At 68.2% G+C, this 22302-nt stretch carries 22 protein-coding genes and 6 pseudogenes; 18 read left to right on the top strand and 10 right to left on the bottom strand.

Features of this window, described 5'->3' with window-relative positions; all coding sequences use genetic code 11:
* Positions 1-163 precede the first annotated feature (163 nt).
* The gene (locus AFB00_RS30480) at positions 164-1141 is read right to left on the bottom strand and encodes an alpha/beta hydrolase (protein ID WP_335726594.1); all 978 of its coding nucleotides are present in this window, start codon (positions 1139-1141) and stop codon (positions 164-166) included.
* Positions 1138-1302, bottom strand: a complete 165-nt coding sequence (locus AFB00_RS33730) for a Mu transposase domain-containing protein (RefSeq protein WP_156819920.1) — start codon at positions 1300-1302, stop codon at positions 1138-1140. The genes AFB00_RS30480 and AFB00_RS33730 overlap by 4 nt, the downstream gene beginning before the upstream one ends.
* Before the next feature lie 215 nt (positions 1303-1517).
* Between AFB00_RS33730 and AFB00_RS30475 the strand changes: the two are divergent.
* Positions 1518-2480 (top strand): annotated as a pseudogene (locus AFB00_RS30475) (MAB_1171c family putative transporter); the annotation flags it as partial.
* 222 nt (positions 2481-2702) lie between these two features.
* On the opposite strand, the gene AFB00_RS32730 reads toward AFB00_RS30475, so the two are convergent.
* Together AFB00_RS32730 and AFB00_RS32725 are read right to left on the bottom strand one after the other, a co-directional pair.
* On the bottom strand, positions 2703-3242 hold the full coding sequence (locus AFB00_RS32730) for an IS630 family transposase (protein ID WP_083276202.1): 540 nt from the start codon (positions 3240-3242) through the stop codon (positions 2703-2705).
* On the bottom strand, positions 3214-3723 hold the full coding sequence (locus AFB00_RS32725) for a winged helix-turn-helix domain-containing protein (RefSeq protein WP_156819893.1): 510 nt from the start codon (positions 3721-3723) through the stop codon (positions 3214-3216). Before AFB00_RS32725 ends, AFB00_RS32730 begins: the two co-directional genes overlap by 29 nt.
* A gap of 532 nt (positions 3724-4255) precedes the next feature.
* On the opposite strand from AFB00_RS32725, the gene AFB00_RS30465 reads away from it, so the two are divergent.
* A complete protein-coding gene (locus tag AFB00_RS30465; protein ID WP_442965898.1) occupies positions 4256-5467 on the top strand; it encodes an IS256 family transposase in 1212 nt (403 codons plus the stop codon).
* A gap of 66 nt (positions 5468-5533) precedes the next feature.
* On the opposite strand, the gene AFB00_RS30460 is transcribed toward AFB00_RS30465, so the two are convergent.
* Together AFB00_RS30460 and AFB00_RS30455 are read right to left on the bottom strand one after the other, a co-directional pair.
* Positions 5534-6331, bottom strand: coding sequence for a transposase family protein (locus AFB00_RS30460; protein ID WP_068796246.1), 798 nt, complete (start codon positions 6329-6331; stop codon positions 5534-5536).
* Between the two features lie 357 nt (positions 6332-6688).
* Entirely contained in the window at positions 6689-8041 is a 1353-nt protein-coding gene (locus AFB00_RS30455) for an IS1380 family transposase (protein WP_068795538.1), read from the bottom strand.
* A gap of 126 nt (positions 8042-8167) precedes the next feature.
* On the opposite strand from AFB00_RS30455, the gene AFB00_RS30450 reads away from it, so the two are divergent.
* From AFB00_RS30450 to AFB00_RS36525, 10 genes and pseudogenes are all read left to right on the top strand, one after another.
* The gene (locus tag AFB00_RS30450; protein WP_068800949.1) at positions 8168-8452 is read left to right on the top strand and encodes an AbrB/MazE/SpoVT family DNA-binding domain-containing protein; all 285 of its coding nucleotides are present in this window, start codon (positions 8168-8170) and stop codon (positions 8450-8452) included.
* Between the two features lie 50 nt (positions 8453-8502).
* Entirely contained in the window at positions 8503-8901 is a 399-nt protein-coding gene (locus AFB00_RS30445; protein WP_068800982.1) for a type II toxin-antitoxin system VapC family toxin, read from the top strand.
* 53 nt (positions 8902-8954) lie between these two features.
* Positions 8955-9437 (top strand): hypothetical protein, encoded by a 483-nt coding sequence (locus AFB00_RS30440; protein WP_068800948.1) that lies wholly within the window; start codon positions 8955-8957, stop codon positions 9435-9437.
* Between the two features lie 372 nt (positions 9438-9809).
* The gene (locus AFB00_RS30435) at positions 9810-10037 is read left to right on the top strand and encodes a hypothetical protein (RefSeq protein WP_060715123.1); all 228 of its coding nucleotides are present in this window, start codon (positions 9810-9812) and stop codon (positions 10035-10037) included.
* Positions 10034-10411 (top strand): type II toxin-antitoxin system death-on-curing family toxin, encoded by a 378-nt coding sequence (locus AFB00_RS30430; RefSeq protein ID WP_060715124.1) that lies wholly within the window; start codon positions 10034-10036, stop codon positions 10409-10411. Before AFB00_RS30435 ends, AFB00_RS30430 begins: the two co-directional genes overlap by 4 nt.
* 241 nt (positions 10412-10652) lie before the next feature.
* On the top strand, positions 10653-10883 hold the full coding sequence (locus AFB00_RS34390; protein ID WP_068800947.1) for a hypothetical protein: 231 nt from the start codon (positions 10653-10655) through the stop codon (positions 10881-10883).
* Positions 10841-11005: pseudogene (locus AFB00_RS32720) on the top strand (transposase); the annotation flags it as partial. The gene AFB00_RS34390 and the pseudogene AFB00_RS32720, both read left to right, overlap by 43 nt.
* A gap of 153 nt (positions 11006-11158) precedes the next feature.
* Positions 11159-11350, top strand: a pseudogene (locus AFB00_RS36530) (transposase); the annotation flags it as partial.
* 86 nt (positions 11351-11436) lie between these two features.
* On the top strand, positions 11437-11997 hold the full coding sequence (locus AFB00_RS30420; protein ID WP_442965890.1) for a transposase: 561 nt from the start codon (positions 11437-11439) through the stop codon (positions 11995-11997).
* Entirely contained in the window at positions 11907-12221 is a 315-nt protein-coding gene (locus AFB00_RS36525; RefSeq protein WP_442965897.1) for a thioredoxin family protein, read from the top strand. The genes AFB00_RS30420 and AFB00_RS36525 overlap by 91 nt, the downstream gene beginning before the upstream one ends.
* A gap of 53 nt (positions 12222-12274) precedes the next feature.
* On the opposite strand, the pseudogene AFB00_RS30410 reads toward AFB00_RS36525, so the two are convergent.
* Positions 12275-13135, bottom strand: a pseudogene (locus tag AFB00_RS30410) (IS1634 family transposase); the annotation flags it as partial.
* A gap of 275 nt (positions 13136-13410) precedes the next feature.
* Here AFB00_RS30410 and AFB00_RS36520 point away from each other — a divergent pair.
* Positions 13411-13926 (top strand): annotated as a pseudogene (locus AFB00_RS36520) (transposase family protein); the annotation flags it as partial.
* A 339-nt stretch (positions 13927-14265) separates the two neighbouring features.
* Here AFB00_RS36520 and phnE read toward each other — a convergent pair.
* The 3 genes from phnE to AFB00_RS30390 all read right to left on the bottom strand — a co-directional run bounded on the left by phnE (position 14266) and on the right by AFB00_RS30390 (position 17750).
* Positions 14266-15903: a phosphonate ABC transporter, permease protein PhnE gene (phnE, locus tag AFB00_RS30400; protein ID WP_442965896.1), complete on the bottom strand. Its 1638-nt coding sequence runs from the start codon at positions 15901-15903 to the stop codon at positions 14266-14268.
* A gap of 77 nt (positions 15904-15980) precedes the next feature.
* Complete coding sequence (gene phnC / locus AFB00_RS30395; RefSeq protein ID WP_442965892.1) at positions 15981-16805, bottom strand: phosphonate ABC transporter ATP-binding protein; 825 nt, start codon at positions 16803-16805, stop codon at positions 15981-15983.
* 6 nt (positions 16806-16811) lie between these two features.
* Positions 16812-17750, bottom strand: a complete 939-nt coding sequence (locus tag AFB00_RS30390) for a phosphate/phosphite/phosphonate ABC transporter substrate-binding protein (protein ID WP_068800980.1) — start codon at positions 17748-17750, stop codon at positions 16812-16814.
* A gap of 500 nt (positions 17751-18250) precedes the next feature.
* On the opposite strand from AFB00_RS30390, the pseudogene AFB00_RS32705 reads away from it, so the two are divergent.
* The 5 genes and pseudogenes from AFB00_RS32705 to AFB00_RS30370 all read left to right on the top strand — a co-directional run.
* Positions 18251-18706, top strand: a pseudogene (locus AFB00_RS32705) (transposase); the annotation flags it as partial.
* A gap of 31 nt (positions 18707-18737) precedes the next feature.
* Positions 18738-19145, top strand: a complete 408-nt coding sequence (locus AFB00_RS35550; RefSeq protein WP_068800942.1) for a transposase — start codon at positions 18738-18740, stop codon at positions 19143-19145.
* Positions 19146-19181: 36 nt separating this feature from the next.
* Positions 19182-19361 (top strand): hypothetical protein, encoded by a 180-nt coding sequence (locus AFB00_RS30380; protein ID WP_083275492.1) that lies wholly within the window; start codon positions 19182-19184, stop codon positions 19359-19361.
* Between the two features lie 343 nt (positions 19362-19704).
* A complete protein-coding gene (locus tag AFB00_RS30375) occupies positions 19705-20964 on the top strand; it encodes a S1C family serine protease (RefSeq protein WP_231974363.1) in 1260 nt (419 codons plus the stop codon).
* Between the two features lie 71 nt (positions 20965-21035).
* Positions 21036-22187: a DUF418 domain-containing protein gene (locus AFB00_RS30370; protein WP_068797470.1), complete on the top strand. Its 1152-nt coding sequence runs from the start codon at positions 21036-21038 to the stop codon at positions 22185-22187.
* Positions 22188-22302 lie beyond the last annotated feature (115 nt).

Here is a 22302-nt window from a genome sequence, read left to right as displayed (position 1 = left end):
AGTGAGTCCAGGTCGGAGGTGGCGGAGGAGGTCCAGCAGCCCGTCCGTCCACCCGTCGCGGTCCACGTCCCGCACGACGACCTCCTCGATCTCGAACGGTTCTCGGCCACGGAACGGGTTCATCGAGTCGGACCAGCTGTGGTCGTGTCAGGGAGCATGAACGTCAGTCCCGGCCTGCCAACTCCAGCTTGTGTGCGAGCAGCCCCGGGTTCGTGAACAGCACCTCGTGCGACCCCTCGAGCGTCACCAGACGGAAGACACCGAGTCGTCGCGCGTTCGCCAGGTAGCCGACCTCGGGATCGCCCGGAGGGAGGGCCGAGTCGTCGTTGCAGAGGACGTAGCTGCGCGGAATGCGGTCGAGGCCGTAGAACACCGTCAGGTCGAGCTTCTCGACGGTCGGCTCGAGCGGCTCCGGGGTGAGCATCCGATAGGTCTCCTGCGCCCGCTCGAGGTCGGCGTCCCCGATGAACGCGTCGCGCCAGACCGGGAAGGGCAACATCACCGACCCGTCGCCCGACTCCGCCGCGAGCAGCGGGAACAACGTTTGGTAGGCAGCCGGGGCGTTATCCAGCACACTCGTGCCGTTTGCGGGCACGAACGCGTTCCAGAAGACGAGCCTGCGGATCCGGCTCGACACCCGCTCCGCGACCCGAGCGATCACGCTGCCGCCGAAGCTGTGCCCCACCAGCACGACGTCGGTCAGGTCGGCGCCCAGGACATGGTCGACGACCGAGGCCACGCAGTCGTCATGGGTCACGTCACGGGAGACCTCGGGACCGTGCCCCGCCATCGTCGGGTGGTGCACCTCGTGCCCGCGCTTCTCGAGGTGACCGGCGACCTCCGACCAGGCCGACCCATCGTGCCACGATCCGTGCACCAGTACGAACACTGCCATGCCGAGCTCCTTCGATCGCCGGTCGGCCCGGATCGGCAGCGACAGTAGCCGGCCTCCCCGAGCAGGGGATCCGAGTTTCTTCAAGGCAGAATCTCGCTGACTGCGCCGACGCGACTTCCGTCCGCACAGGACGTGGTGAAGGATGAGGGGGAGGAGGATTAGGATGTGGCTGCCGGATCGTTGACGGATGCATCGGTGTCCGAGGAGCGTCGGCACCTGGCGGACGTGGCCCTCCTCGCGGGTCACCGCCCCGGCTCCGTCGGGAGCGCTCGGTGATGGAGTGCGACCGTCGCGCCGGCCGCGGTGACGATCCGGACCTGGTCGGAGCCCAGGCGGATCCGGACCACGACCTGGGCGCCGCCCATCCCGGGCGGGACCGAGTAGCGGTTGCCGCGCAACGACACCACCGCCTGACCATGCGGACCACGGAGAGTTCAGCAGGGAACGCCGACGCCGGGGCCGGCCGCAGCCAGCGCCGCGACCGTCGTCTTCTGTCCACCGCGGCGCCTGGCCCGGTCGCCAAGCCGGACGCAGAGTTCGTCGAGGCTACGTTCGGCCGTGGCGACGGTGGCGTCGTCGGCCACACGCCGGCGCTGCTGTCGTTTGCCAGTCTGCGACTGGCGTTCCTGTATTGGGTCTGGCCGCCGGGGGCGATCGGCGTCGCCGGCTGCGTCTGCACCTGTGGACCCTCGCCGGAGTGCTTGCGCTGCGGTGGCTGCTCGCGATCCCGGCCAGCCCGCAGGACGCGGCCGCCGGGTTGGCCGGGGACTGGCACCAGGCTCCGTGGACCTCGGCGGCGGTCCTGCTCTACATCATCTACAGCGCGCTGACGTTCATCTTGGTCACCATGCTCGCGCTGCTGTGGGCTCGGGGAATCAGGTCGCGGTGGACGGCGATCGGGCTGCGGCTGGTCGCGGCGTCCGGGGTCCTGTTCGGCCTCTACCTGCTGCACAAGACGTTCTTCCTCGTCGCAGCGCTGCTGTTCACCAGACCCGGCTACGACCAGGTCTCCGCGGAGTACTGGATCTTGCTCGTCGCGGTGCAGTTCCTCGTCGTCGGCCTGGCGATGCCGTTGGTCGCCACCGGGATTCCCGCCGCGGTACGTCTCGCCCGTCAGCGGCGCGCCTACGGGCGTCTGCGCCCGCTGTGGCTGGCGCTGACCGCGCACCGCCCCGACGTCGTCATGTCCTGCCACCCCTCGTGGCTGCCGAAGGCCGGTGTCACGGCGTGGGATGTACTGGATCTGCGCGAGCTGGCGTTTCGGCTCTACCGCCGCGTGATCGAGTGCTGGGACGTCATCGCGGGCCTGCACGGTCACCTCGACGCGGACCTACGTGCTCAGGTTCTTGCCCAGGCCCGGCTGGAACACGACGACGACACCGCTCAGGCCATTGCCGCCGCGGTCATGATCCGTGTGGCGCTCGACCATGCCAGCCGTGGTGAGGTGACTGTGCCCGAGAACCGGCGAGCGGACTCCCCGGACAACTTCCGCGACCTGAGCCGCTACGTCCTGTGGTGGCAGCGCGTCGCCCAGGTCTGGGGATCACCGACCACGGCGCGGCTCTCCCCGCAGCTCACCGCCTGATAGACAGCCCCCACCATGGACGACCCGGTGATCACCTTCGACGACGCCTACCACGACGACCCGGCACGTTTCTGGGCCGAGCTACGGGCGAATTCAGGCGGTCGAAGCATGTAGCTCAACGAGTTCGGCGAATATCTCGGAGGGCTTCTTCCAGTTGTGGATCTTACGGGGTCGGTCGTTGATGTCGCAAGCTACCAAAGGGAAAGTTGGCGAGCGGACTGATCATCCGCTGATGTAGGCCAGCGATGGATCACGGAAGAAGCCACGGACAACGTCGGGCAGTCTCTGGAGGCGTTCAAGTGCGCGCACCACGAGCTCGAAGAACTCCGATTGTCGGGTGACGGCTGCGCGGCCGACCTGATCGTGTTTGACGTTCTTCCATACCCACTCGTCGGGGTTGAGTTCAGGTGCGTACGGCGGGAGGAAGAACAGCTTCAATCGGCCGCGGAGCGATGCGACGTAGTCTCGGACGAGGCGGGCCTTGTGGACGGAGTGGTTGTCCAGGATCAGGAACACGGGGCCGGGGGCGTCATGCATGAGTTTCTTAAGGAACTCAACGAAGATGGTGGCGTCGAACCGGCCGGTGAATACGTCAAAATGAAGTACTCCGAGTGGGGTAACAGCCGAGATCATGTTGAACCCGGCGCGCTCGGCGGTCGCTTCCACCACCGGCGTCTGTCCGACCGGCGCCCACGTCGTACCTGCGTGATGGTCGGTTCGCACGCCGGCCTCGTCACCGAAGTACAGCTTGAGCCCCCTCACGCTGGGCTTGGGCCCGGATCGCGGGGAACTCCTCGATTCGCCACCGGCGGACCGCTTCTGGGTCCTGCTGACTGGCCCGGTACAACGGTCGCTGCGGCGACAGCCCGATACGACGCAGCAGTTGCCCGATCCCCTGCGGGGTCATCTCCACCCCGAACCGGGTCTTCATCAACTCACCGACGATCACCCGGGTCCACAACGCGAAGTCGAACTGGAACTGGCGCGGATCACGCCCGACCAGCCAACTCCGCAATTGCGATGTCTGCTGTTCAGTCAGCTTCGATTTCGCCCCCGGCAAGGGCTTCACGGCCAGCGCCTGCACCCCGCCCTCCCGGTACAGACGCCGCCATTGAAAGTACGTGGCACGCTTCAGCCGTAGCGCCGACATGATCGACTCGCGCCCGATCCCGTCATCCACCATCCGCACGAACTGCGAACGAATCTCTGGCAGCTCACGACGCGGGAGTCGACGTTCCTTCACTCATACACTGAGCCTTTTTCAACCTGCCGTTCCGGCAGCTCAGGGGCCTGGTTGTGTGGGTGCAGACGCCGAGCTGGCGAGCCGGTGACCTGTGCAGCTGTGGTCAGAGCAGTTGCGCTGCAACCTTCGCGATCTCCTGACGCAGAAGCTCGCTGGTCAGGTTGAAAAAGGCTCACTCTACCACAACGTCTATACGCCAGTTTTCTCGGGCCTGTGCAAGGAACGGTGGTTCCGGCCCGACACGCCGGGCTCGGGTCCGGTGGGATGGGCACTGAGCCTTTTTCAACCTGCCGTTCCGGCAGCTCAGGGGCCTGGTTGTGTGGGTGCAGACGCCGAGCTGGCGAGCCGGTGACCTGTGCAGCTGTGGTCAGAGCAGTTGCGCTGCAACCTTCGCGATCTCCTGACGCAGAAGCTCGCTGGTCAGGTTGAAAAAGGCTCACTGTGAGTGATGACATCGGACCTTGTGGGTTCAGCCAAGGATGAGACGGGTTCAGGGCGTCAGCTCTCGCCCGAGCAGGCCGCCGCGGCGGCGATGGTGGCCGACGCGCGAGCACGCGGCCTGGAGCTGACCGGCCCGGATGGGCTGTTGAAGCTGTTCACCAAGAACGTTCTGGAGACTGCGCTCGGGGAGGAGATGACCGAGCACCTCGGGCATGCAAAGAACCGGGCCGACCCGGACCGGGAATCGACGAACAACCGGAACGGTCACCGGTCGAAGACGGTGATCTCCGATGCTGTCGGGGAGGTCGAGATCGAGGTACCGAGAGACCGCGACTCGACGTTCGAACCCCAGATCGTTCGGAAACGGCAACGGCGGTTGGGGGATGTCGATGAGATCGTGTTGTCGCTGTACGCGAAGGGTTTGACGACCGGGGAGATCTCGGCGCATTTCTCGGAGATCTACGGGGCGTCGGTGTCGAAGGAGACCGTCTCACGGATCACCGACTCGGTGATCGCCGAGATGCAGGAATGGGTGTCGCGGCCACTCGATGCGGTGTACGTCGCGGTCTTCGTGGACGCGATCATGGTGAAGGTCCGCGACGGGCAGGTCGCCAACCGGCCCGTCTACGCGGCGATCGGGGTCACCGTCGACGGCCGCAAGGACGTGCTGGGCCTGTGGGCCGGCTCCGGTGGTGAGGGCGCGAAGTTCTGGCTGGGGGTGCTGACCGACCTGCGTAACCGCGGCATGCGGGACGTGTTCTTCCTGGTCTGCGACGGGTTGAAAGGCCTGCCCGAGGTGGTGGAGAACGTGTGGCCACAGACCATCGTGCAGACATGCATCGTGCACTTGATCAGGAACTCGTTCCGGTTGACGTCGCGGCGTGACACCGATGCGATCAAGCGAGGGATTCGGGCGATCTACACGGCCCCCACCGCCGACGCCGCTCTCGCTGCTCTCGATGACCTCGACGAGAAATGGGGTCGCACTTATCCGGCGATGATCCGGTTGTGGCGCAACGCCTGGACCGAGTTCGTTCCGTTCCTCGACTACGATGCCGAGATCCGTGCCGTGTTGTGTTCGACGAACGCGATCGAATCACTCAACGCCCGCTACCGCCGAGCGGTACGGGCGCGAGGGCATTTCCCCAGCGAGGCGGCCGCGTTGAAATGCCTGTACCTTGTGACCCGCAGCCTCGACCCGACCGGGCGAGGCCGCGCACGGTGGACGATCCGATGGAAGCCGGTGATCAACGCCTTCGCGATCACGTTCGGTGACCGCTGGCCGTCCGCCGAGCACTACTAACCAACAACGCCGGAACCACCGTTCCTGTTACAGACCCGTTTTCTCACTGAGCCTTTGCCAACCTGGTCAGGTGTTGACGATCATGAGGGTCTGAACTGCGGCGATGAGCTGTCCGGCCCGGTTCGGGCTGGAGCGGATCTTGCGCAGGATCTTCCAGTTCTTCAGCTCGGCGTTGACCCGCTCACCGGGTCCGCGGCGGCGTGAGTGAGCGGCGTTGACCTCGCGCTGGTTGTGCGACAGCGGGCGGAACCGGCCGGTGTCGGGGTCCTTGCGTCGCCGCCGGTGCGGGACCGCGACCGTCGGGCCGGCGCCCTGATATGCGGTGTCGGCAGCCGCCCGGATCCGGTGCTCGGTCAGGGCGTCGATGATGCCGTGCTCGCGGGCGGCGCCTATGTCGTGGCGGGCTCCGGGAAGCGGCGGGGAGATCCACACCAGCCGGCCGGCGGGGTCGGCGATGACCTGGACGTTGAGTCCGTGGCACTTGTGCTTGCCGGAGTAGAACCCGCGGTCATAGCCCGAGGCCATCCCGACGCGGTCGATGCGCAGCAGGGTGCCGTCGAGGATGACGAACGCTTTCCCGATGGCGACGTCGATCGCCTGCTCCAGGGTCGGGGCCATCGCCGCGAGCAGCTCGATCGCCTCGCGCAGGTAGCGGTAGACCGTCGAGGTCCCGACCCGGAAACCGCAGGCGAGGTCGGTGTAGGTCTCGCCCTTGCGCAGGTGGGCGACCACGAGCAGGGCCTGGCGGCCGCACGTCAGCTTCCGCCACCGGGTCGCCCGCTGGTTGCGGTGCGCGCGCAGCGCGTCAGAGAGTACGTGCAGGGCACGGCTGGACACGGTCATCCCGGACGGGTAGGACAGCACCTTGAAGCTCCTGGTCGGACGGTTTCGATCTCAGCAATCGCCCGTCTACCAGGAGCTTCACCCATTCGAGGGCACGCCACGCCGCACAGGCTCTGACCAGCCCCAACACCAGGTTGGCAAAGGCTCACTAGCCCGGATCTTTCGTCGGGCAGTCCCGGCTTGATCGACACCGGTGCTCGTCGGTGTGGTGGCGCTGATTCTGCCTGGCGGGTGTGACAGTTCAGCCGAGGTCGCTCGGGTGGGCGCCGGTTTCCACTGGTCCGGTCGGGGTCCTGGGTCGTCGTGACGGCGGGGTCGGGCTCAGCCGGGGACGGCGAGTGCGCGCAGCCGGGCGAGGCCTTCGCAGAGCAGCCTGGCTCAGGGTGCGTGGGCGGGCAGGTGCAGGACGGTTCGGCGGGCGTGCCGGGCTCGCTGTGCGGGCTGGGAGAACAGCCGCAGCCGGAGTCGTTTCGGTTCCCAGCGCCGCGCCGGGTGGTCGGTGTAGGCGAGCATCTGCGCCCAGGCGGTGACCTCGCAGGCGAGCGCGACAACGGCCTGCCAGATCCGGTTCTGGTCGAGCTCGTGCAAGGGCAGGTTGGTCAGCCCGGTGTCCTTCGCCGCCCGGATGCGGTCCTCGGCGCGGGCCCGGCGGCGGTGTCGTAGCTCGAGGTCGGCGAGTTGGCGGCCCGCTCCACCGGGGTGTGTGTTGGTGGCGAATGCGGTGTAGCGCAACCCGTCCGGGTCGGTGATCCGTAGCTGCGCGCCGGGGTGCGGGCGCTCGCGGCGGACGATCACCCGCATCCCTTTCGGCCAGGAGGTCAAGTTCATCAGGCCGGTCGCCTCGATGACCCAGGCTCCGGGACGGGGCTCGCGGTCGGCATCGAGCGCGGTCTGCCAGTCCGTGGCCGGGAGCGCGGCGAGCTGGTCGACCAGAGCCTGGGACAGCCCGAAGCCGACTGAATAGGACAGACGCTGCCCGGCCAGCCAGTCGAGGAGCTCATGCGAGGCACCTGCGCCGTCGACCCGGATCAGAACTTTGCGGCCGGGACGGTTGCCCGGGCGGTGGTCGGGGAGCTGGCGCAGCGCCGCCCGGATGACGGTGACGTGGTCGGTGGCGGTGTTCGACCCGGCGTTCCCGGGGCGTAGCAGCGCCGCGAGAGGCTCACCGGTCCCGGCCGCGCCGTGGTCGCAGAACGCCCACAACGGATGGTGCCCGAAGCCCTTCTTGAACGTCGGTGCGGCGCCCTGCTTGTCCGAGTGGGCGGTGATCAGGGTGGCATCCACGTCGATGACCAGCGGGTTCGCCGCGTCCGTCTGGTGGTCGGGAGCGGCGGAACCGGCCAGCGCCCACACCTTCGCCCGAGCCGTGGCGCGGGCGGCATCGATCGCCGCCAACACCGCGGTCGAGTCGGCGGCGAGGCGATCTACCGTGCGGGAGACCGTCGGGTCTGAGGCCACCGGACCGAACAGAGCGGGCTCCGCACGCAACAGCGCGATGTCGGACAGGCAGTCCCCGCCGGCGGCCAGCGTCAACGCGAGATCGAGCAGGACCTTCGCCGGGTCGTGCACCGCCAACCGCGGCCGCCACGGTTCCAACGCCTGCGACAGAGCGTGGTCGAGCCCGACCTTGCCGATGGTCTCGGTCAGCAGCCTCGTCCCGGCATGCGACACCACCGCTGTCGCGGCCGTGTCGATGTCCGGGCACGAGTAGAACCCGATAGCCTTCTTCACCTGGAGGGTGCTCCTGATTCGCGCGGATACGGGACCTCAGCAATCCCCATCCTTGCTGGTCAGTGGCACCCTCCAGCCTTCTGACACGCCCCGCTCGGCGAACCGCGATGAAAGCCCCGGGCTAGTATGACAGAGCAGATCGGCGAGCCTGACCGGGTCGAGGTGGTTGTCAACCGGGACGGCCGGATCCTGATCCCGGCCCAGGTCCGTCGTGATCTGGGCCTGGCCGCCGGGTCGACGTTGCTGCTGTCGGTCGAGGACGGGCGGGTGGTGATGGAGTCCCGCGCCCAGCTGGTCGCGCGGATGCGCCGGGAGATCGCCGAGGCCTGGCAGGGCGACCCGGCGGTCTCGGTCACCGACGAGCTGCTCGCCGAGCGCCGCGCCGACGCGGCCGCCGAGGACGCCCGGTGAGCGCAGGCGACGAAGCGGGCTCCGCTGCCCCCGACCCGGCCCCCGGCTCGATCCCTGGCTCGGTCTCTGGCCCTGCGGTCCTGGATGCCTCCGCGGTGCTGGCCTGGCTGCGCGCCGAGCCCGGCGCCGAGGTCGTCGAGACCTACCTCGACGCGGCGGTGCTCTCGGCGGTGAACCTCTCGGAGGTCTACCAGAAGCTGGCCCAGCGCGGCGTCGACGCCGACCGCACCCTGCGCCAGCTGCGGACCCTGGGGATCCGCGCCGAACCGGTCACCGCCGCCGACGCCGTCACCGCGGCGACCCTGTGGCCGGCCACCCGCGCGGCCGGGCTGTCCCTGGGCGACCGATGCTGCCTGGCCCTGGCCACCCGCCTCGACGGCCCGGCGATCACCGCCGACACCGCCTGGACCGCCCTCGACGTCGGCGTGACTGTCGTACCCATCCGGTAGACCCCGGGCACCGGCACCGCACCCGTTCGCTCAACGAGGCAGGGAGCACGGACATGTCCACACCGCACGGATCGACCGTCTACCCCGCGCGCCCGGCGTCGCTTCCCGCCGACCTGAGCGAGCTGTGGGTGCACCGCCACCTGTTGCCCGCCGACGTCCTGCGGACCCTCGCTGATGTCTGGATCTGCGCCAGCGCGGTCCGGATGCCGGCCGTCGCCCCCGACCGGTTCTGGGACGACGACCCCGGCTTCTTCGCCCGCCACGACACCGCCACCTGCTCGCTGCGCACTACCCTGCCGGACCGGTCCGGTACCGCCGGGACCCCGCGGTCGCTCCGGCCCGATCCGCACACCGCGGTGGACGAGGTCTTCGCCCGCCGGCACCGGCTCACCGCGGGTGAGCTGTTCGCGGTCCAGCGCTGCTGGTGCTGTGCCTCGGCCGCGCAGTGGGGTGCCCCGCACGAGCGGTTCTGGACGCTCGACCTCGACGGCGCCGACCTGCTCTCCACCCACGACATCGCCGACTGCGAGTCCTGACCGTGGCCAGCGCACCGCGCCACGACCGGCCGGAGACCGTCCGGATCGGGATCCACCGGGCCCTGGACATCGTCACCCTCCTGCGCGAGCTGAAGGGCTGGATCTACTACACAGTCCTGGCCTGGGGCGCTGCTGGGGATACGCCTGTTCGGCGGCTACGACCGCTTCGACCACGCCTGGACGGCGGCGGCCGTCAACGGCGGCACCACTCTCGCGCTGATCATCGTGGTGGTGGGCGCGCTGCGGCTCCTGCTGCTCCGCCGGATCGTCGTCCGGGATCTGAACGACTGAGGTCTCGGCGGCCGCCGCCACGGCGCCTGAGCAGCAACGGCACGGCCCTCACCCAACAAACCGGGCTGGGGGGGTGTCGTCGTGCAGCTGTACTCTTTCCGCATGGCCCGGACCGACCGCACCCCCCGCGACGAGACAGCTGCGGCCAGCGAGCGCCAGGGATTCTTCCCTCAGCCCCGGCAGGACAGCGAGGACATCGCCGCCGACCAGGACGGCGGGCCCATCGGCGTGTCCGAGGATGACCAGGCCATCGCCGCGGACATGCTCCGCGAGTACGGCCCGGCGTTCCGGCGCCTCGCTGACCTGTGACCCGCTACCTGACGACGGAGCAGCTCCTCTACTACGGCCGCCTCGCCGTCGAGCACGGGCAGCTCCACGTCCGGGACTGGGGCCTCGTCGAGTCCGCCCTGTACCGGCCGCAGGCGTCCGCGTTCGGGCAGGACGCCTACCCCGACGTCTGGACGAAGGCCGCCGCACTACTCCAGTCCCTCGCCACCAACCACGCGTTCGTGGACGGCAACAAGCGGACCGCGCTCGCGGCGACCTACGCTTTCCTGCGGCTCAACAACGAGCGGCTCACGATCTACAACGACGACGCTGTGGGCTTGGTGCTCGCCGTGGCCACCGGGCAGCTCGCCGACATCGAGAAGATCGCGGAGGCGCTGCGCGCCGGAGCCGAGTAGACCCCGGCGGGGCGGACTCCCCGGCGCCGGCCCCGCAGCGCTGGATGCCTCCGCGGTGCTGGCCTGGCTGCGCGCCGAGCCCGGCGCCGACGTCGTCGAGACCTACCTCGACCGGCCCGGGTCATCGACCAGCGCAGTTCGAGCCCTTACTGAGGCGCCCGCCTCCGTGACGACGCCGGTACGGCGTCGCCACGGCGCGGGTCCCAGGTGGAGCCGGACCGGCCCGCTACCGTCACTGACCGTGTCCGATTGCCAGCCCCGCGAACTCACCGCCGCGGTCGCGGCGGGCGGGCTGGTACCCGTCACCGACCTCGACGGCGGGCCGCTCTCGGCCGAGGAGACCGCCTACGGCCAGGCCTCGAAGGCCCCGGCGACGACTGGCTGGCCGCGGTCGAGACCACCGACCTGCCCGAGCTACACCGGTTCACCACCGGGCTGCGCCGTGACTACGACGCCGTCCGCGCCGGTCTGACCCTCGAGCACAGCTCCGGCCGGGTCGAGGGCACCGTCAACAAGATCAAAATGCTGAAGCGGCAGATGTTCGGACGCGCCAACTTCGACCTCCTCCGCACCCGTGTCCTCCACGCGAACTGACCAGGACACCGCCGATCACGCAAAGTGCGCCAGAATCCATTTCGCAGAGCGCCAGCAACATCTGGCGCTTCGCAGTCCTCGCTGAGAGTGTGTTTGAGAAGGGTTGGCGTGTCTGCGTGACCACAGGCCCGTGGTGATCCACTGTGGGTGGTGATGACTCGACGTCGTAGGCGGTACCCGTCGGACACCAGTGACGAGCAGTGGGCGGTGGTCGAGCTTTTGTTGCCCGCGCCGGAGACCGGAGGGCGCCCGGAGAAGCATCCGCGTCGTGACGTGGTGGATGCGATCCTCTACGTGGTCCGGGCCGGATGCGCGTGGCGGGCGCTACCGGCGGACTTCCCGCCCTGGCAGAGGGTGTACTGGTACTTCAACCGGTGGGAGCGGCAGCGGGTCACCGAGAAGATCCTGCCCATCGTGCGCGGGCAGGTCGGGTGGCCGAAGGGCGTGATCCCGAGCCGAGCGCGGGGATCATCGACTCCCAGAGCGTCAAAGGGTCCGACACCGTCGGCACCCAGTCGCGCGGCTACGATGCCGGGAAGAAGGTCAACGGCCGGAAGCGGTTCATCGTCACCGACACACTCGGGTTGCTGCTGACGGTGATGGTCTGCTCGGCCGGGCGCCAGGACCGTGACGGCGCGAAGACCGCGCTGCTCGGCGCCTACCTGGCCACCGCGGTGCGGTTCATCTTCGCCGACGCCGGCTTCGCCGGACGCCTGGTCGACTGGGCACAGACCTTCCTGCGCACAACGATCGAGATCGTGCGTAAACCCGCAGGCCAGCGAGGTTTCGTGGTCATCCCGCGCCGGTGGGCGGTCGAACGCAGCCTGGCGTGGCTGACCGCCCACCGCCGGCTGGCCCGCGACTACGAACGCCACCCGGCCACCTCCGAAGCCATGATCCGCTGGGCCGCGATCAACACCATGACCCGCCGCCTCGCCCGCGGCGGACCCGCCACGCGGCAGCAACGACGCAGGTTCACGCCTACAACCTGATCTTCTCAAACACGCTCTCAGCGAACTGGTGCGGACCATGCCAGGCGTACAACCGGATCCTCGAGGAGGTCGCGGCCGAGAACAGCGAGAAGATCACCGTCGCCAAGCTCGACATCGACCAGAACCCGAACGCGCCCCGCTTCCTCCGGATCCAGTCGCTCCCGACACTGCTCCTGTTCGAGGACGGCGGGCTGAGCAAGCGGATCGTCGGCTTGAAGCCGTAAGCCGATCTGCTCGAAGACCTGCAGGACGTGCTCTGACCTGACTTGCACAGGTGTTAGTGCCCCGGCGCGGTGATCGGGGGTAGTCGGTCGAGAACTGCGCGGGCGTCGCCATTGATCTGTGGGACCGCGGTGATCGGGTGGCCGTTGACCTCGACGCGGACGGTTCGCAGAGGTCGAAGCGTCCGGACCAGCCTCTTGATCGACACACCGGTGGCGTCCTGCAAGTGGCGGCTGACAGCGAGGGCGGCGAACACGACGGTCAGGTGCGCCTCGATCGCCTCGCGCTGGTAGTGAAAGATCGGCCGTGCCCGCAGGTCGGTCTTGGCCATCCGGAAGCTGCTCTCGACCTGCCACAGATCGTGGTAAGCGGCGATCACCTCGGTTCCGTCCATCGTGGAGACGGGCAGGTTGGTGACGTAGCCCTTCAACCCGGCGAGCTGGCGGGCCCGTTCGACCAGGTCCCAGTCCACCCCCGCGTCAGCGCCGTCGAGGCGCACGAACCGGTCCTTCTTCAGTGGCCGCTTCCCGTCGGCGACCTTCTCGGCCCGGTCGACCATGGCGTTGATGGCCCGGTCGTCGCGCTTGTGGCGCTTGAACAGCCACTGGTAGACCACCCGCCGGCTACGGGCCGCTTTCCCTGCGCCCATGACGCGGGCCGATTCGAGGACCTGGCCGTTGGCGAACGCGTTGCCGTGGTGTTCGAAGTGCGCGGCCAGGTCGTAGGGGGCCTTGCTGATCCGCGACCCCACGATGAACGAGCACCCGGCGTCCTCGATCGCGTTCAGGTTCGCTGCCGAGAGCATCCCGGGGTCGGCGACCACGACCACGTCGGTGGCACCGTGACGTTCCTGGAACGCCTCGAGAACCGGGAGCAGGGTCCTGGTCTCGGCGGTGTTGCCTTCGAAGCAATGAGCCTTTTTCAACCTGCCGTTCCGGCAGCTCAGGGGCCTGGTTGTGTGGGTGCAGACGCCGAGCTGGCGAGCCGGTGACCTGTGCAGCTGTGGTCAGAGCAGTTGCGCTGCAACCTTCGCGATCTCCTGACGCAGAAGCTCGCTGGTCAGGTTGAAAAAGGCTCAGTGATCAAGGCTTCGACAACCTCATGATCACCAACAGGGTCGTGCCCGCACCCGCATCTCGGCCCGGCGTGTCGCCCCAGCTCAGTCGCTACCCACTACGACTTTGCCGCGGCCCTGATGCGGACCTGGCCTGCGGCTTCACGATCGGCACCTCGACCGTCTATCGCTACATCCGGGAGGCCCTCGACCTGCTCGCTGCCCAGGCGCCCACGCTCGAGCAGGCGATCGAGGTCGCCAAGCGCAAGGCGTTCGTCATCCTCGACGGCACCCTGCTGCGCATCGACCGAGTCGGCATGGCGTCCGGGTACGACCGCGCGTTCTACTCGGGCAAGCACAAAGCCCATGGGTTGAACGTGCAGGTCATCGCTGACCCCGTCGGCCGGCTGGTGTGGATCTCCCCGCCGTTGCCCGGGGCCCGGCACGACATGGGCGCCGCCCGCGAGCACGGGATCATCGACGCTCTCGCCGAGCACGAGATCCCCGCGGCGGCCGACACCGCCTACCAAGGCGCCGGACCCACGGTGGCGGTCCCGCAGCGGCGGCGTCGCAAGGATCCAGACACCGGCCGGTTCCGGAAGCTGTCGAGTTTCCAGAAGGATGTCAACAAAGCCCATGCCCGCCGCCACGCGGCAGCAACGACGCAGGTTCACGCCTACAACCGGATCTTCTCAAACACGCTCTTAGAGGCGCCGCACCAGCGATCGGCGTTCGAGCTCCTGCAGCGCGGCGCGGGCGGCCGCGCGACCGACGGCGAGTCAGCCGGGCGATGGCGTACTCCCCCAGCACCCGGCTGCCGGGCGGGGCCCCGACGAGCTCGGCCGCCAGCCCGTCTGCGATCTTCAGGTACTTGCCTGCCGTCACAGCTACGACGGTGCCGTCCGGTCTTGTCTGGACAACCGCGCGGCGGACGATACCGGGGAACATGCCGGTGAACGGCCGAGTCGGTTGTCGAGGTTCTGCTGCCGTGGTCAGGCGACTCGGCGGCGCAGCCATAGGGCGAGCAGCTCCACCAGCATGACCACCACGAAGATCATCAGCGTCACGGTGGTCACGACCCCGAACTCAAGGACGCGTGAGGCGTTGAGCAGGTAAAAGCCGATCCCGCCGGCGCCGACGATGCCGAGTAGCGTCGCGGAGCGGATGTTGACGTCGAGCTGGTAGAGCAGGTGCGCCACGAAAGCCGGCGCTGCCTGCGGCAGCGTGACAGCGGTGAACACTTGTACTCGGCTCGCGCCGGCCGCGCGGACTGCCTGCTGTACGTGCACGTCGGTTTCCTCCAGCGAGTCAGCCACGAGTTTGCCGAGCAGTCCGACCGCCCCGATCGAGAGTGCGAATGCGCCCGCGGCCGGCCCGAGTCCGGTGATCACGACGAACACGATCGCAAGCACGAGCTCGGGGAGCCCGCGGACCACGACGACGACGAATCGGAACGTCGCCGACATCCAGGGCGCCGGCGCGACGTTGCGGGCCGCGAGGCACCCGATGGGCAGCGCCAGCACGGCGCCGATCAGTGTGGCGGCGAGCGCGATCTGCACAGTGACCAGCAGTTCGGCGAGCAGGTCGGACAGTATCCCGCCGGCAGTCGGGGGCCAGAACAGGCCAAGCGTGTCGACGGTTCTCGTCAGTCCGGCGAATGCCTCCCACGGGGACAAGTCCGCGCCCCACACCGAGACCGCCACTACCGCAGCGGTCAGCACTGCGTATCCCGCGCCGCGTACCCGAGGAGCCGACCAAGGCGGGACCGTCGCACCTGGTGCGTGGGCTCCTGGCGTGGCCCGGCGCCCGGCGCCCGGCGCGCGATGCAGGTCCGCGCGGATCCGGCCCAGTCGGCGGCCGATCGGCCCGGGGCTGCGGGCTGTGCCGTCGCCGGTGCCGAGCAGTGCTCTACGGACCGCCCCAGACAGCAGTTCCGCGGCGATGCACAGCATCAGGACGATCAGCGCGAGCGCCATTCCGCGCTGGTAGTCAAGCCGGCGCAACGCTCCGGCGATCTCGAAGCCGAGCCCTCCGACCCCGACGAATCCGAGCAGCACCGAGATGCGCAGGTTGATGTCGAAGCGGTGCAGCGCGGTCGCCACCAGGGCCGGGAGGACCTGGGGCAGCACGCCGGATACCAGCTCCTGCAGGCCGCGGGCTCCGGTGGAGCGGACCGCGGTGCGCGGTCCCTCGTCGATCTGCTCGATCGCGTCGGCGTAGAGCTTGCCGACCATGCCGACCGAGTGCAGGCCCATCGCCAGCACGCCGGCCAGTCCGCCGAGGCCGAACACTCGGAAAAACACGATAGCCAGCACAACGTCGGGCACGGCGCGAGCCACGACGATCACCGCGCGGGCGCCGTAGCGGGCACTGCGACCCGGTGTCGTGTTGGCTGCGGCCAGCACCGCCACCGGCACGCTCAGCAACACCGCGAGCAGCGTCGCACTCACCACGACGGCCAAGGTCTCGGCGCTGAGCAGCACCACTTCACCCAGGGGTGGGAAGTCGAGCGGAATAGTGCGAGACAGGAAGTCCGCGGCATTGCCGACGCTGTCGACGAGTGTGGCGAGGTTCAGCCGGAGCTCGGCGGTCGCCCAGATTGCCGCGGCGAAAAGAGACAGCAGCACCAGGGTTACCGCGGTCCCGGAGCTGCCCGGGCGGGGAAGTGTCCTCGTGGAGCCGGCGCCCGGACGACCCTCGGTCACGCTCACCGGGCCGCTGTCGCCGAAGCGGGTGTGCGTTCGGCCGGCCCGCCGTAGACCGCCATCGCCTCGGATCGGTCCATCTCGGCCGCAGGCCGGTCCAGCACGACCCGGCCTGCGTGCAGGCCGACGATGCGGCCGCCGAACGACAGCGCCACCTCGATCTGGTGCAGGCTGCACAGCACGGTTAATCCGTCCTCTCGACTGATGTCGGCGATGAGGTGCATGATCTGCGCTGAGGACTCGGGATCGAGTGAGGCGACCGGCTCGTCGGCGAGCAGGATCCGGGGTCGCTGCAGCAGCGCTCTGGCCACTGCGACTCGCTGTTGCTGACCGCCGGAGAGCGTGTCGGCCCGTTGGAAGCGCTGGTCGGCCAGGCCGACCCGGTCGAGTTGTTCCAGGGCGGCCCGCCGGATCCGCCGCGGGTAGGTGATCAGCCCGAGCCGGGGCCCGCGCAGTTCGCCGAGTGCGCCGGTGCACACGTTCTCCAGCACCGAGACGCTGCCGACCAGGTGGAACTGTTGGAACACGAACCCGATACGGGTCCGCAACATCCGCAACGCGGCGGCACTGGCCGTGGCGACGTCGATGCCCAGAACTTGGACGGTCCCGGACGTGGGGCGGTGCAGGCCGTTGAGATGGCGCAGCAGCGTGGACTTGCCCGAACCCGAGAGTCCGAGCAGGACGACGTTCTCCCCGGGCCGCACGGTGATCGAGACGTCGTCGAGTGCGCGTACGCCGGGGGCGAAGTGTTTGGTGAGCCCCTTAAGCTCCAGCGCGGAAGCGTGGTCGTGGTGCACCGGTGCGGCGGTGTTCCTGGTGGTGGGCACCGGGGCTCAGCCCAGACTCGTGCAGGACTCGGCGCGGGTGATGTCGCAGACCCGTCGGACACCGTCGTAGAGGGTGTCGTCGACGGGCGCGTAACCCCAGCTGTCCGCCTCGCCGACCTCGCAGTCGTCCGCGGAGGCGCAGAATCCTTCCGCCGTAAGCCGGTCGACGTTGCCGCGCTCGACCAGCGCCCGGCCGATGCGGTCTCGCAGCTCGGGTGCCATGCCCGAGGCCAGTGCGATCGGCGAGCCCGCAATCGTCTCGGAGCGCCACACGGTCTGCACCTGCCCGGGGCGCAGCTGCCCGGATTCGACCAGCTGGGTGTCGATGATGGAGTCGAAGGCGAAGCCCGCGTCGCACTGGCCGCTGGCGACTGCCAGGGCGGAGGCGTCGTGTCCGCCTGCGAAGACCGGTGTCAGGCCGTCCTGCACGTCGACGCCCGCCTCGATCAACCCGGCGGTCGGGTACAGGTAACCCGAGGTCGAGTTCGGGTCTACAAAGCACACGGTGCGCCCGGCGAACCCGGCCAGATCGCTGATACCGGTCTCGGGCCGGGTGATCCCGTAGGAGACATAGCCCGGCTGGCCACCAGCCTCGTCGATCACGGCGGCGACCGCGGCGATCTCCGGATCCTGCTCCTTAGCGAGTACATAGGAGAACGGGCCGTACATAGCTATGTCGATCTGCCCAGCCCGCATGCCCTCGACGACGGCGGCGTAGTCGGTGGCGTTCTGAAACTCGATGGTCGTTCCGGTCTCCTGCTCAAGCATGGAGATGATCGGTGCAAAGCTCTGCTGCAGGCTCGTCGACTCCTCCGAGGGCACCGCGGCGAACACCAGCGTGTCGCCGGCGGCCGAGTTGTCGGCAGCGCTCTGTCCGCAGGCCGCCAGGCCCAGCAGCGCGACGCCGATCAAAGCGACGACGCCACGACGATGAAACGACCTCATGATCACCCTTTCGGTCCGCCGCGCACGGTCTGCACGCTCGGGCGGACGTTCGAAGACTCTCGGGTCGGCATGCCCCGTCCCGGGCAGTGCGGTTACCGAAGGGCAAACATGAGGGGACATTCCGCGCGATCGGGACGGACAACAGCGGCCGGCGGCTGTATCGGCCGAGCGTGGGTGGAGGCGGCGGGCTCGCCCGGGCCGCGCCTGCAGAAACGGTGACGGGGTGTGCCGCGGTCCCGGCACCGTGATCGGCGGTAGCGACGCAGTGATGAGCGCGGTCTCGATCGGTGTCGGTGGTCGCCGGTCGGGATCCACATCGCCGCTCACGACAGGCCGAAGACCGGTCTAGTACTCCAGCCGCAGTTCGTGATATCTCTAGCCCGGACTCTTCACGGGTTGTGCCGGTGATCTCCGACCCCAACTGAAGAAAGTGCCTCGTGACCAGGTAAGACAGCGGGTGTCGAAGCCCTGTCCGCCATGGTCGAGGAGGCACTTTCCGAGTGCAGACTACAAGCACGCGCCCACCGGTCATCGTGACCGCCGACGGCGCTGGGGTGGTGTCGCACGTCGGGTCGCGTCTGCTGGCCGATGTCGCCGACCGGACCACGTTGGCCAGTGAACTCTCGACCGCGCTCGCACCGCTGCGACGAGCTCGGGCGCGTCATGATCCGGGGCGGGTGCTGGTCGATCTGGCCGTCGCGGTCGCCGACGGGGCCACGAGGATCTGCGAGATCGCGGTCCTGGCCGATCAGGGCGCGGTGTTCGGGTCGGTGGCATCGGACTCGACCTGCTGGCGACTGCTCGACAAGCTCGACGAGCGCCGGTTGTCCTCGATCGCGGCGGGGCGGGCGCGGGCCCGGGAGGTGGTCTGGGCCCAGCACGCCCCGGCTGCGCCGTCAACTCGCGGGGCTGCCCTGGCGCGGGAGCGAGCCAGACCACCGCAGCGTCGAGACCTCGCACGGCCGTCGCGAGATCCGAACCACCCGCGTGGTCACGATCGCGGCCGGGATCGAGTTCCCGCATGCCCGCCAAGCCTTGCAGATCACCCGCAAGACCCAGCCCGCGAGCGCGCGGTCGGGACGGCGCGGGCGGTGGCACACCGAGACCGTCTACGCGATCACCGACCTGGGCCCGCATCAGGCCCGCCCCGACGAGCTCGCCGCATGGATCCGCGGCCACTGGCAGATCGAGAACGCGCTGCACTGGGTCCGCGACGTCACCTTCGCCGAGGACCACTCCACCATCCGAACCGTTGCCGGACCCCAGGTCATGGCCTCGCTCCGGAACCTGGTGATCAGCCTGCACCGCCTCGCCGGAGCCACCAACATCGCCGCCGCAGTACGACATCACAGCCGCGACGCGCTGCGCCCCCTCCGACTACTCAAGATCATCTGACTTTGCCGACCCCCTGGACTGCACTGGGTCCGCGACGTGTCCTTCGACGAGGACCGCTCGGCAGTGCGAACAGCGGCCGGGCCGCAGATCATGGCCGCGCTGCGGAACCCGGCCATCACCGCGCTACGGCTGGCCGGGGTCACCAACGTCGCCGCCGCGCTACGCCAGCACGCCCGCGACGCCCTCCGTACCCTGACCAGTTACAGGATCACGTGACTTTGCCGGGACCCTGGGTGTCCGGCGGGTCCTCGGGAGATTTCTGGTGTGGTCACAGGTTTGTTTCAGGGTCATGTCGCACAGTCAGACTATGAACCGAGTATGGGCTGGGCTCTGGAGACGAGCTGACGGACGGACCTCTACCAGGGATGAAGCTGTGGCTTCTGATCGGTCTGGTCCGAGGGTGCCCGGGGATTGTTCTGTGCATGGCGATGGTGGCGAGCTGGGGGTGACATCTGGAGTCGATACCGGCTGCGAGACGTTTTCAGATCAGCCACCGCGGCGCGAAGTTTCTGCGAGTCCTGCGGGCTCGACACAGAACTTGGGCAGCCCGCCGAACTCGGTGTATCCGCTTTCCCCGACGCCAGTACCGGCCTTCAAGCTGCCCCGCCGTTTCGGCGCCGGGCTGGTCGCAGTGATGGTGGCTGCCGGTCTGATCGGTGGGGGTGCCGGTTTCGGTGGTGCCTATGCCGCCCTCGGTACGACAGGGTCGGCACCGCTGTCGAGCGTCGCCAACTCCGGCGCTTCAGCCCAGGTTGGGAATGGCACAATCGCTGGCGCAGCCGCCGCGATCGCTCCCAGCACCGTCGACATCAGAGTCCGCGCGGCTCAGGGCACGATCGAGGGATCGGGGGTGGTCCTCACCAGTGACGGCGCGGTCCTCACCAACAACCACCTCCTTACCCGCGCCGGCAGCGAGATCAGCGTGTCGACCGCCGACGGCACCCGCTACCGTGCAAAGGTCGTCGGTACCTCCCCGAGCTACGACCTGGCTGTTATCCGTCTTTTAGGAGCGTCGAACCTGAAGGCCGCCACGTTCGGTGAGGCCAGCAGTGTCCAGGTCGGCCAGCAGGTTGTTGCCACCGGCTCGCCGCAGGGTCTGTCCGGTACCGTCACCGCGGGCATCGTGTCGGCCTTGAACCGGACTGTCACCGCAGGTGATGGCGGCGGTACTCGGGTCGTCTATAATGGGCTGCAGACCGATGCCCCAATCAACCGGGGTAACTCGGGCGGCCCGCTGGTGAACCTTGCCGGCCAAGTCATCGGGATCAACTCCGCGATAGCCACAACAGGGCGTAGCCCCGGCTCGATCGGGCTCGGCTTCGCGGTGCCGGTGAACACCGCCAAGCGGGTCGCTCAGGAACTCATGTCTAGCGGGGTCGCGACCAAGCCTCAACTGGGAGTTCAAGGCACAGCGTCGCCCGCCCGCCACGCCGAGAACAGCACCAGCAACAAAGCTGAAACGAGCAGTGAAGCTGGCGGCGCACGAGTCGACACGGTCCAGTCCGGGACCCCGGCTGCGACCGCGGGCGTGAAGACCGGCGACGTTATCACCAAGATCGACAACTATCCGGTCGCCGACTTTGAGGATTTGATCGCGCGGGTCGGGAACTTCACCCCTGGCCAGCAAGTCACACTGACCATCGGTAGCAACGCCCGCCAGGTCCCGGTAAAGCTCGGCAACGTCCAGGACACCGAGACCGCGAATGTGCAGACAGGACCCAGGACCACACCTGAAAACCCCGGTTGGGGCATCCCAGACCACCCGAGAGGGCCCGGCCTGTTCGGTGTCGACCCCTTCCGCACGAGGAGCTACCTGTGAGGAGTCCGACTCCCGTGGCCCTTGAGCCGCGGGGACCCCATATTGCCCGACTACCGCGCCAGTGATTCGGTATGCCCAACGTGTCTAGTGACGACCGGATCGAGACCCTGGATGTGCTGCGTGGGATCGCGATTGTCGGTACCCTTGCCAGCAATATCTGGATCTTTACGATCAACGTCGGCTCTGCAGCCACCCCTCTCCTCCCAGACTGGATCGGCGAGGTTTCCCAGTGGCTGCCAAACGGCAAGTTCCTCGGCCTGCTGACGATCATGTTCGGGATCGGGCTGGAGATCCAGCGCCAGTCCGCTCTCCGGGGCGGACGGACCTGGCCAGGGACCTACCCAGTCCGCGCCGGGCTGCTCTTCCTCGACGGACTCATCAACTACGTCTTTGTGGTCCAATTCGATGTCCTACGGGCCTACGCGGTCACTGGCCTACTCGTCGCGTTCCTGCTCCTGACTAGCGATCGAGTGCAATGGTGGCTGATCAGTGTGTTCTTCGCACTGCACCTGACCGTGCTCGTCCTCACATCCTCGCTCACGGTGCCCCCCAGGGGCGAGGCGCTATCGCTCCCGGAGCTGTCCCGGGCCGCCCGCGTCCCCACCGAAGACGGCGGCTACTGGTCGCTGGTCAACTCAAACATCCGCAATATCGGCAACGCTTTCACAATATACTCTGAGTTCTCCACGATCCTGCTGATGGGGATTCCGCTGTTCCTGCTCGGCGGGAAGCTCTACCGGGCCGGGATCTTCAGGACGGAGGGCGTTCAGCTGCGCCGATGGCTCATCGTCATCGGACTGGTGGTCGCACTGCCGGTGGACTTCGTACTCGGCACTTATGACGGCGGCACCCTTAGTAGCTACTCCCGCTACGGTACCGCCCCGCTGGTCGCTCTCGGTATCCTGGCGGCGGTCGCCCAATTCTATCAGCACCGAGCTCCCGGCCGATTCGCCCACGCACTCGGCCGAGTCGGGACGATGGCACTCAGCTGTTACCTACTCCAGAACGTCCTCGGCGTCGTGCTCGAACGAACCATTTTCCAGAGCAATGTAGTGCGTACTGTGGACCCGGTACTCGGTACCTATGCCGTGTTCGCGGCAATCTCGGGAATTCTACTGGCGTTCGCCGCGCTGTGGCTTCGCTGGCGTCGTCGCGGCCCGATCGAGTACCTCTGGGTGGCCTCGTTCAAATTACTCGTGCGTGAGCGTCGGGCAGATTCGTAACCATCCAGGTCAGCAGGTCACGGGTGCTGTCCAGAGCAGAGGGTTGGCAAAGCCAGGCCTGACTCGGGACAACTGGTCAGTAACTTAGCGGGGGTGTGTCGCTGCCCTGTAGGTC

It is taken from the genome of Pseudonocardia sp. HH130630-07 (genome assembly GCF_001698125.1).
Classification (GTDB): Bacteria; Actinomycetota; Actinomycetes; order Mycobacteriales; family Pseudonocardiaceae; genus Pseudonocardia.
The sequence above is the reverse complement of the archived record's forward strand: the minus strand, read 5'-3'. Positions and strand labels throughout refer to the sequence as shown.

Excerpts from the sequence above, each read along its gene's own strand:
- AFB00_RS30465 (WP_442965898.1), top strand. The coding sequence starts at position 4,256 with ATGGTGGCCGACGCGCGAGCACGCGGCCTGGAGCTGACCGGCCCGGAT.
- AFB00_RS30450 (WP_068800949.1), top strand. The coding sequence starts at position 8,168 with ATGACAGAGCAGATCGGCGAGCCTGACCGGGTCGAGGTGGTTGTCAAC.
- AFB00_RS30440 (WP_068800948.1), top strand. The coding sequence starts at position 8,955 with ATGTCCACACCGCACGGATCGACCGTCTACCCCGCGCGCCCGGCGTCG.
- AFB00_RS30390 (WP_068800980.1), bottom strand. The coding sequence starts at position 17,750 with ATGAGGTCGTTTCATCGTCGTGGCGTCGTCGCTTTGATCGGCGTCGCG.
- AFB00_RS30370 (WP_068797470.1), top strand. The coding sequence starts at position 21,036 with ATGCCCAACGTGTCTAGTGACGACCGGATCGAGACCCTGGATGTGCTG.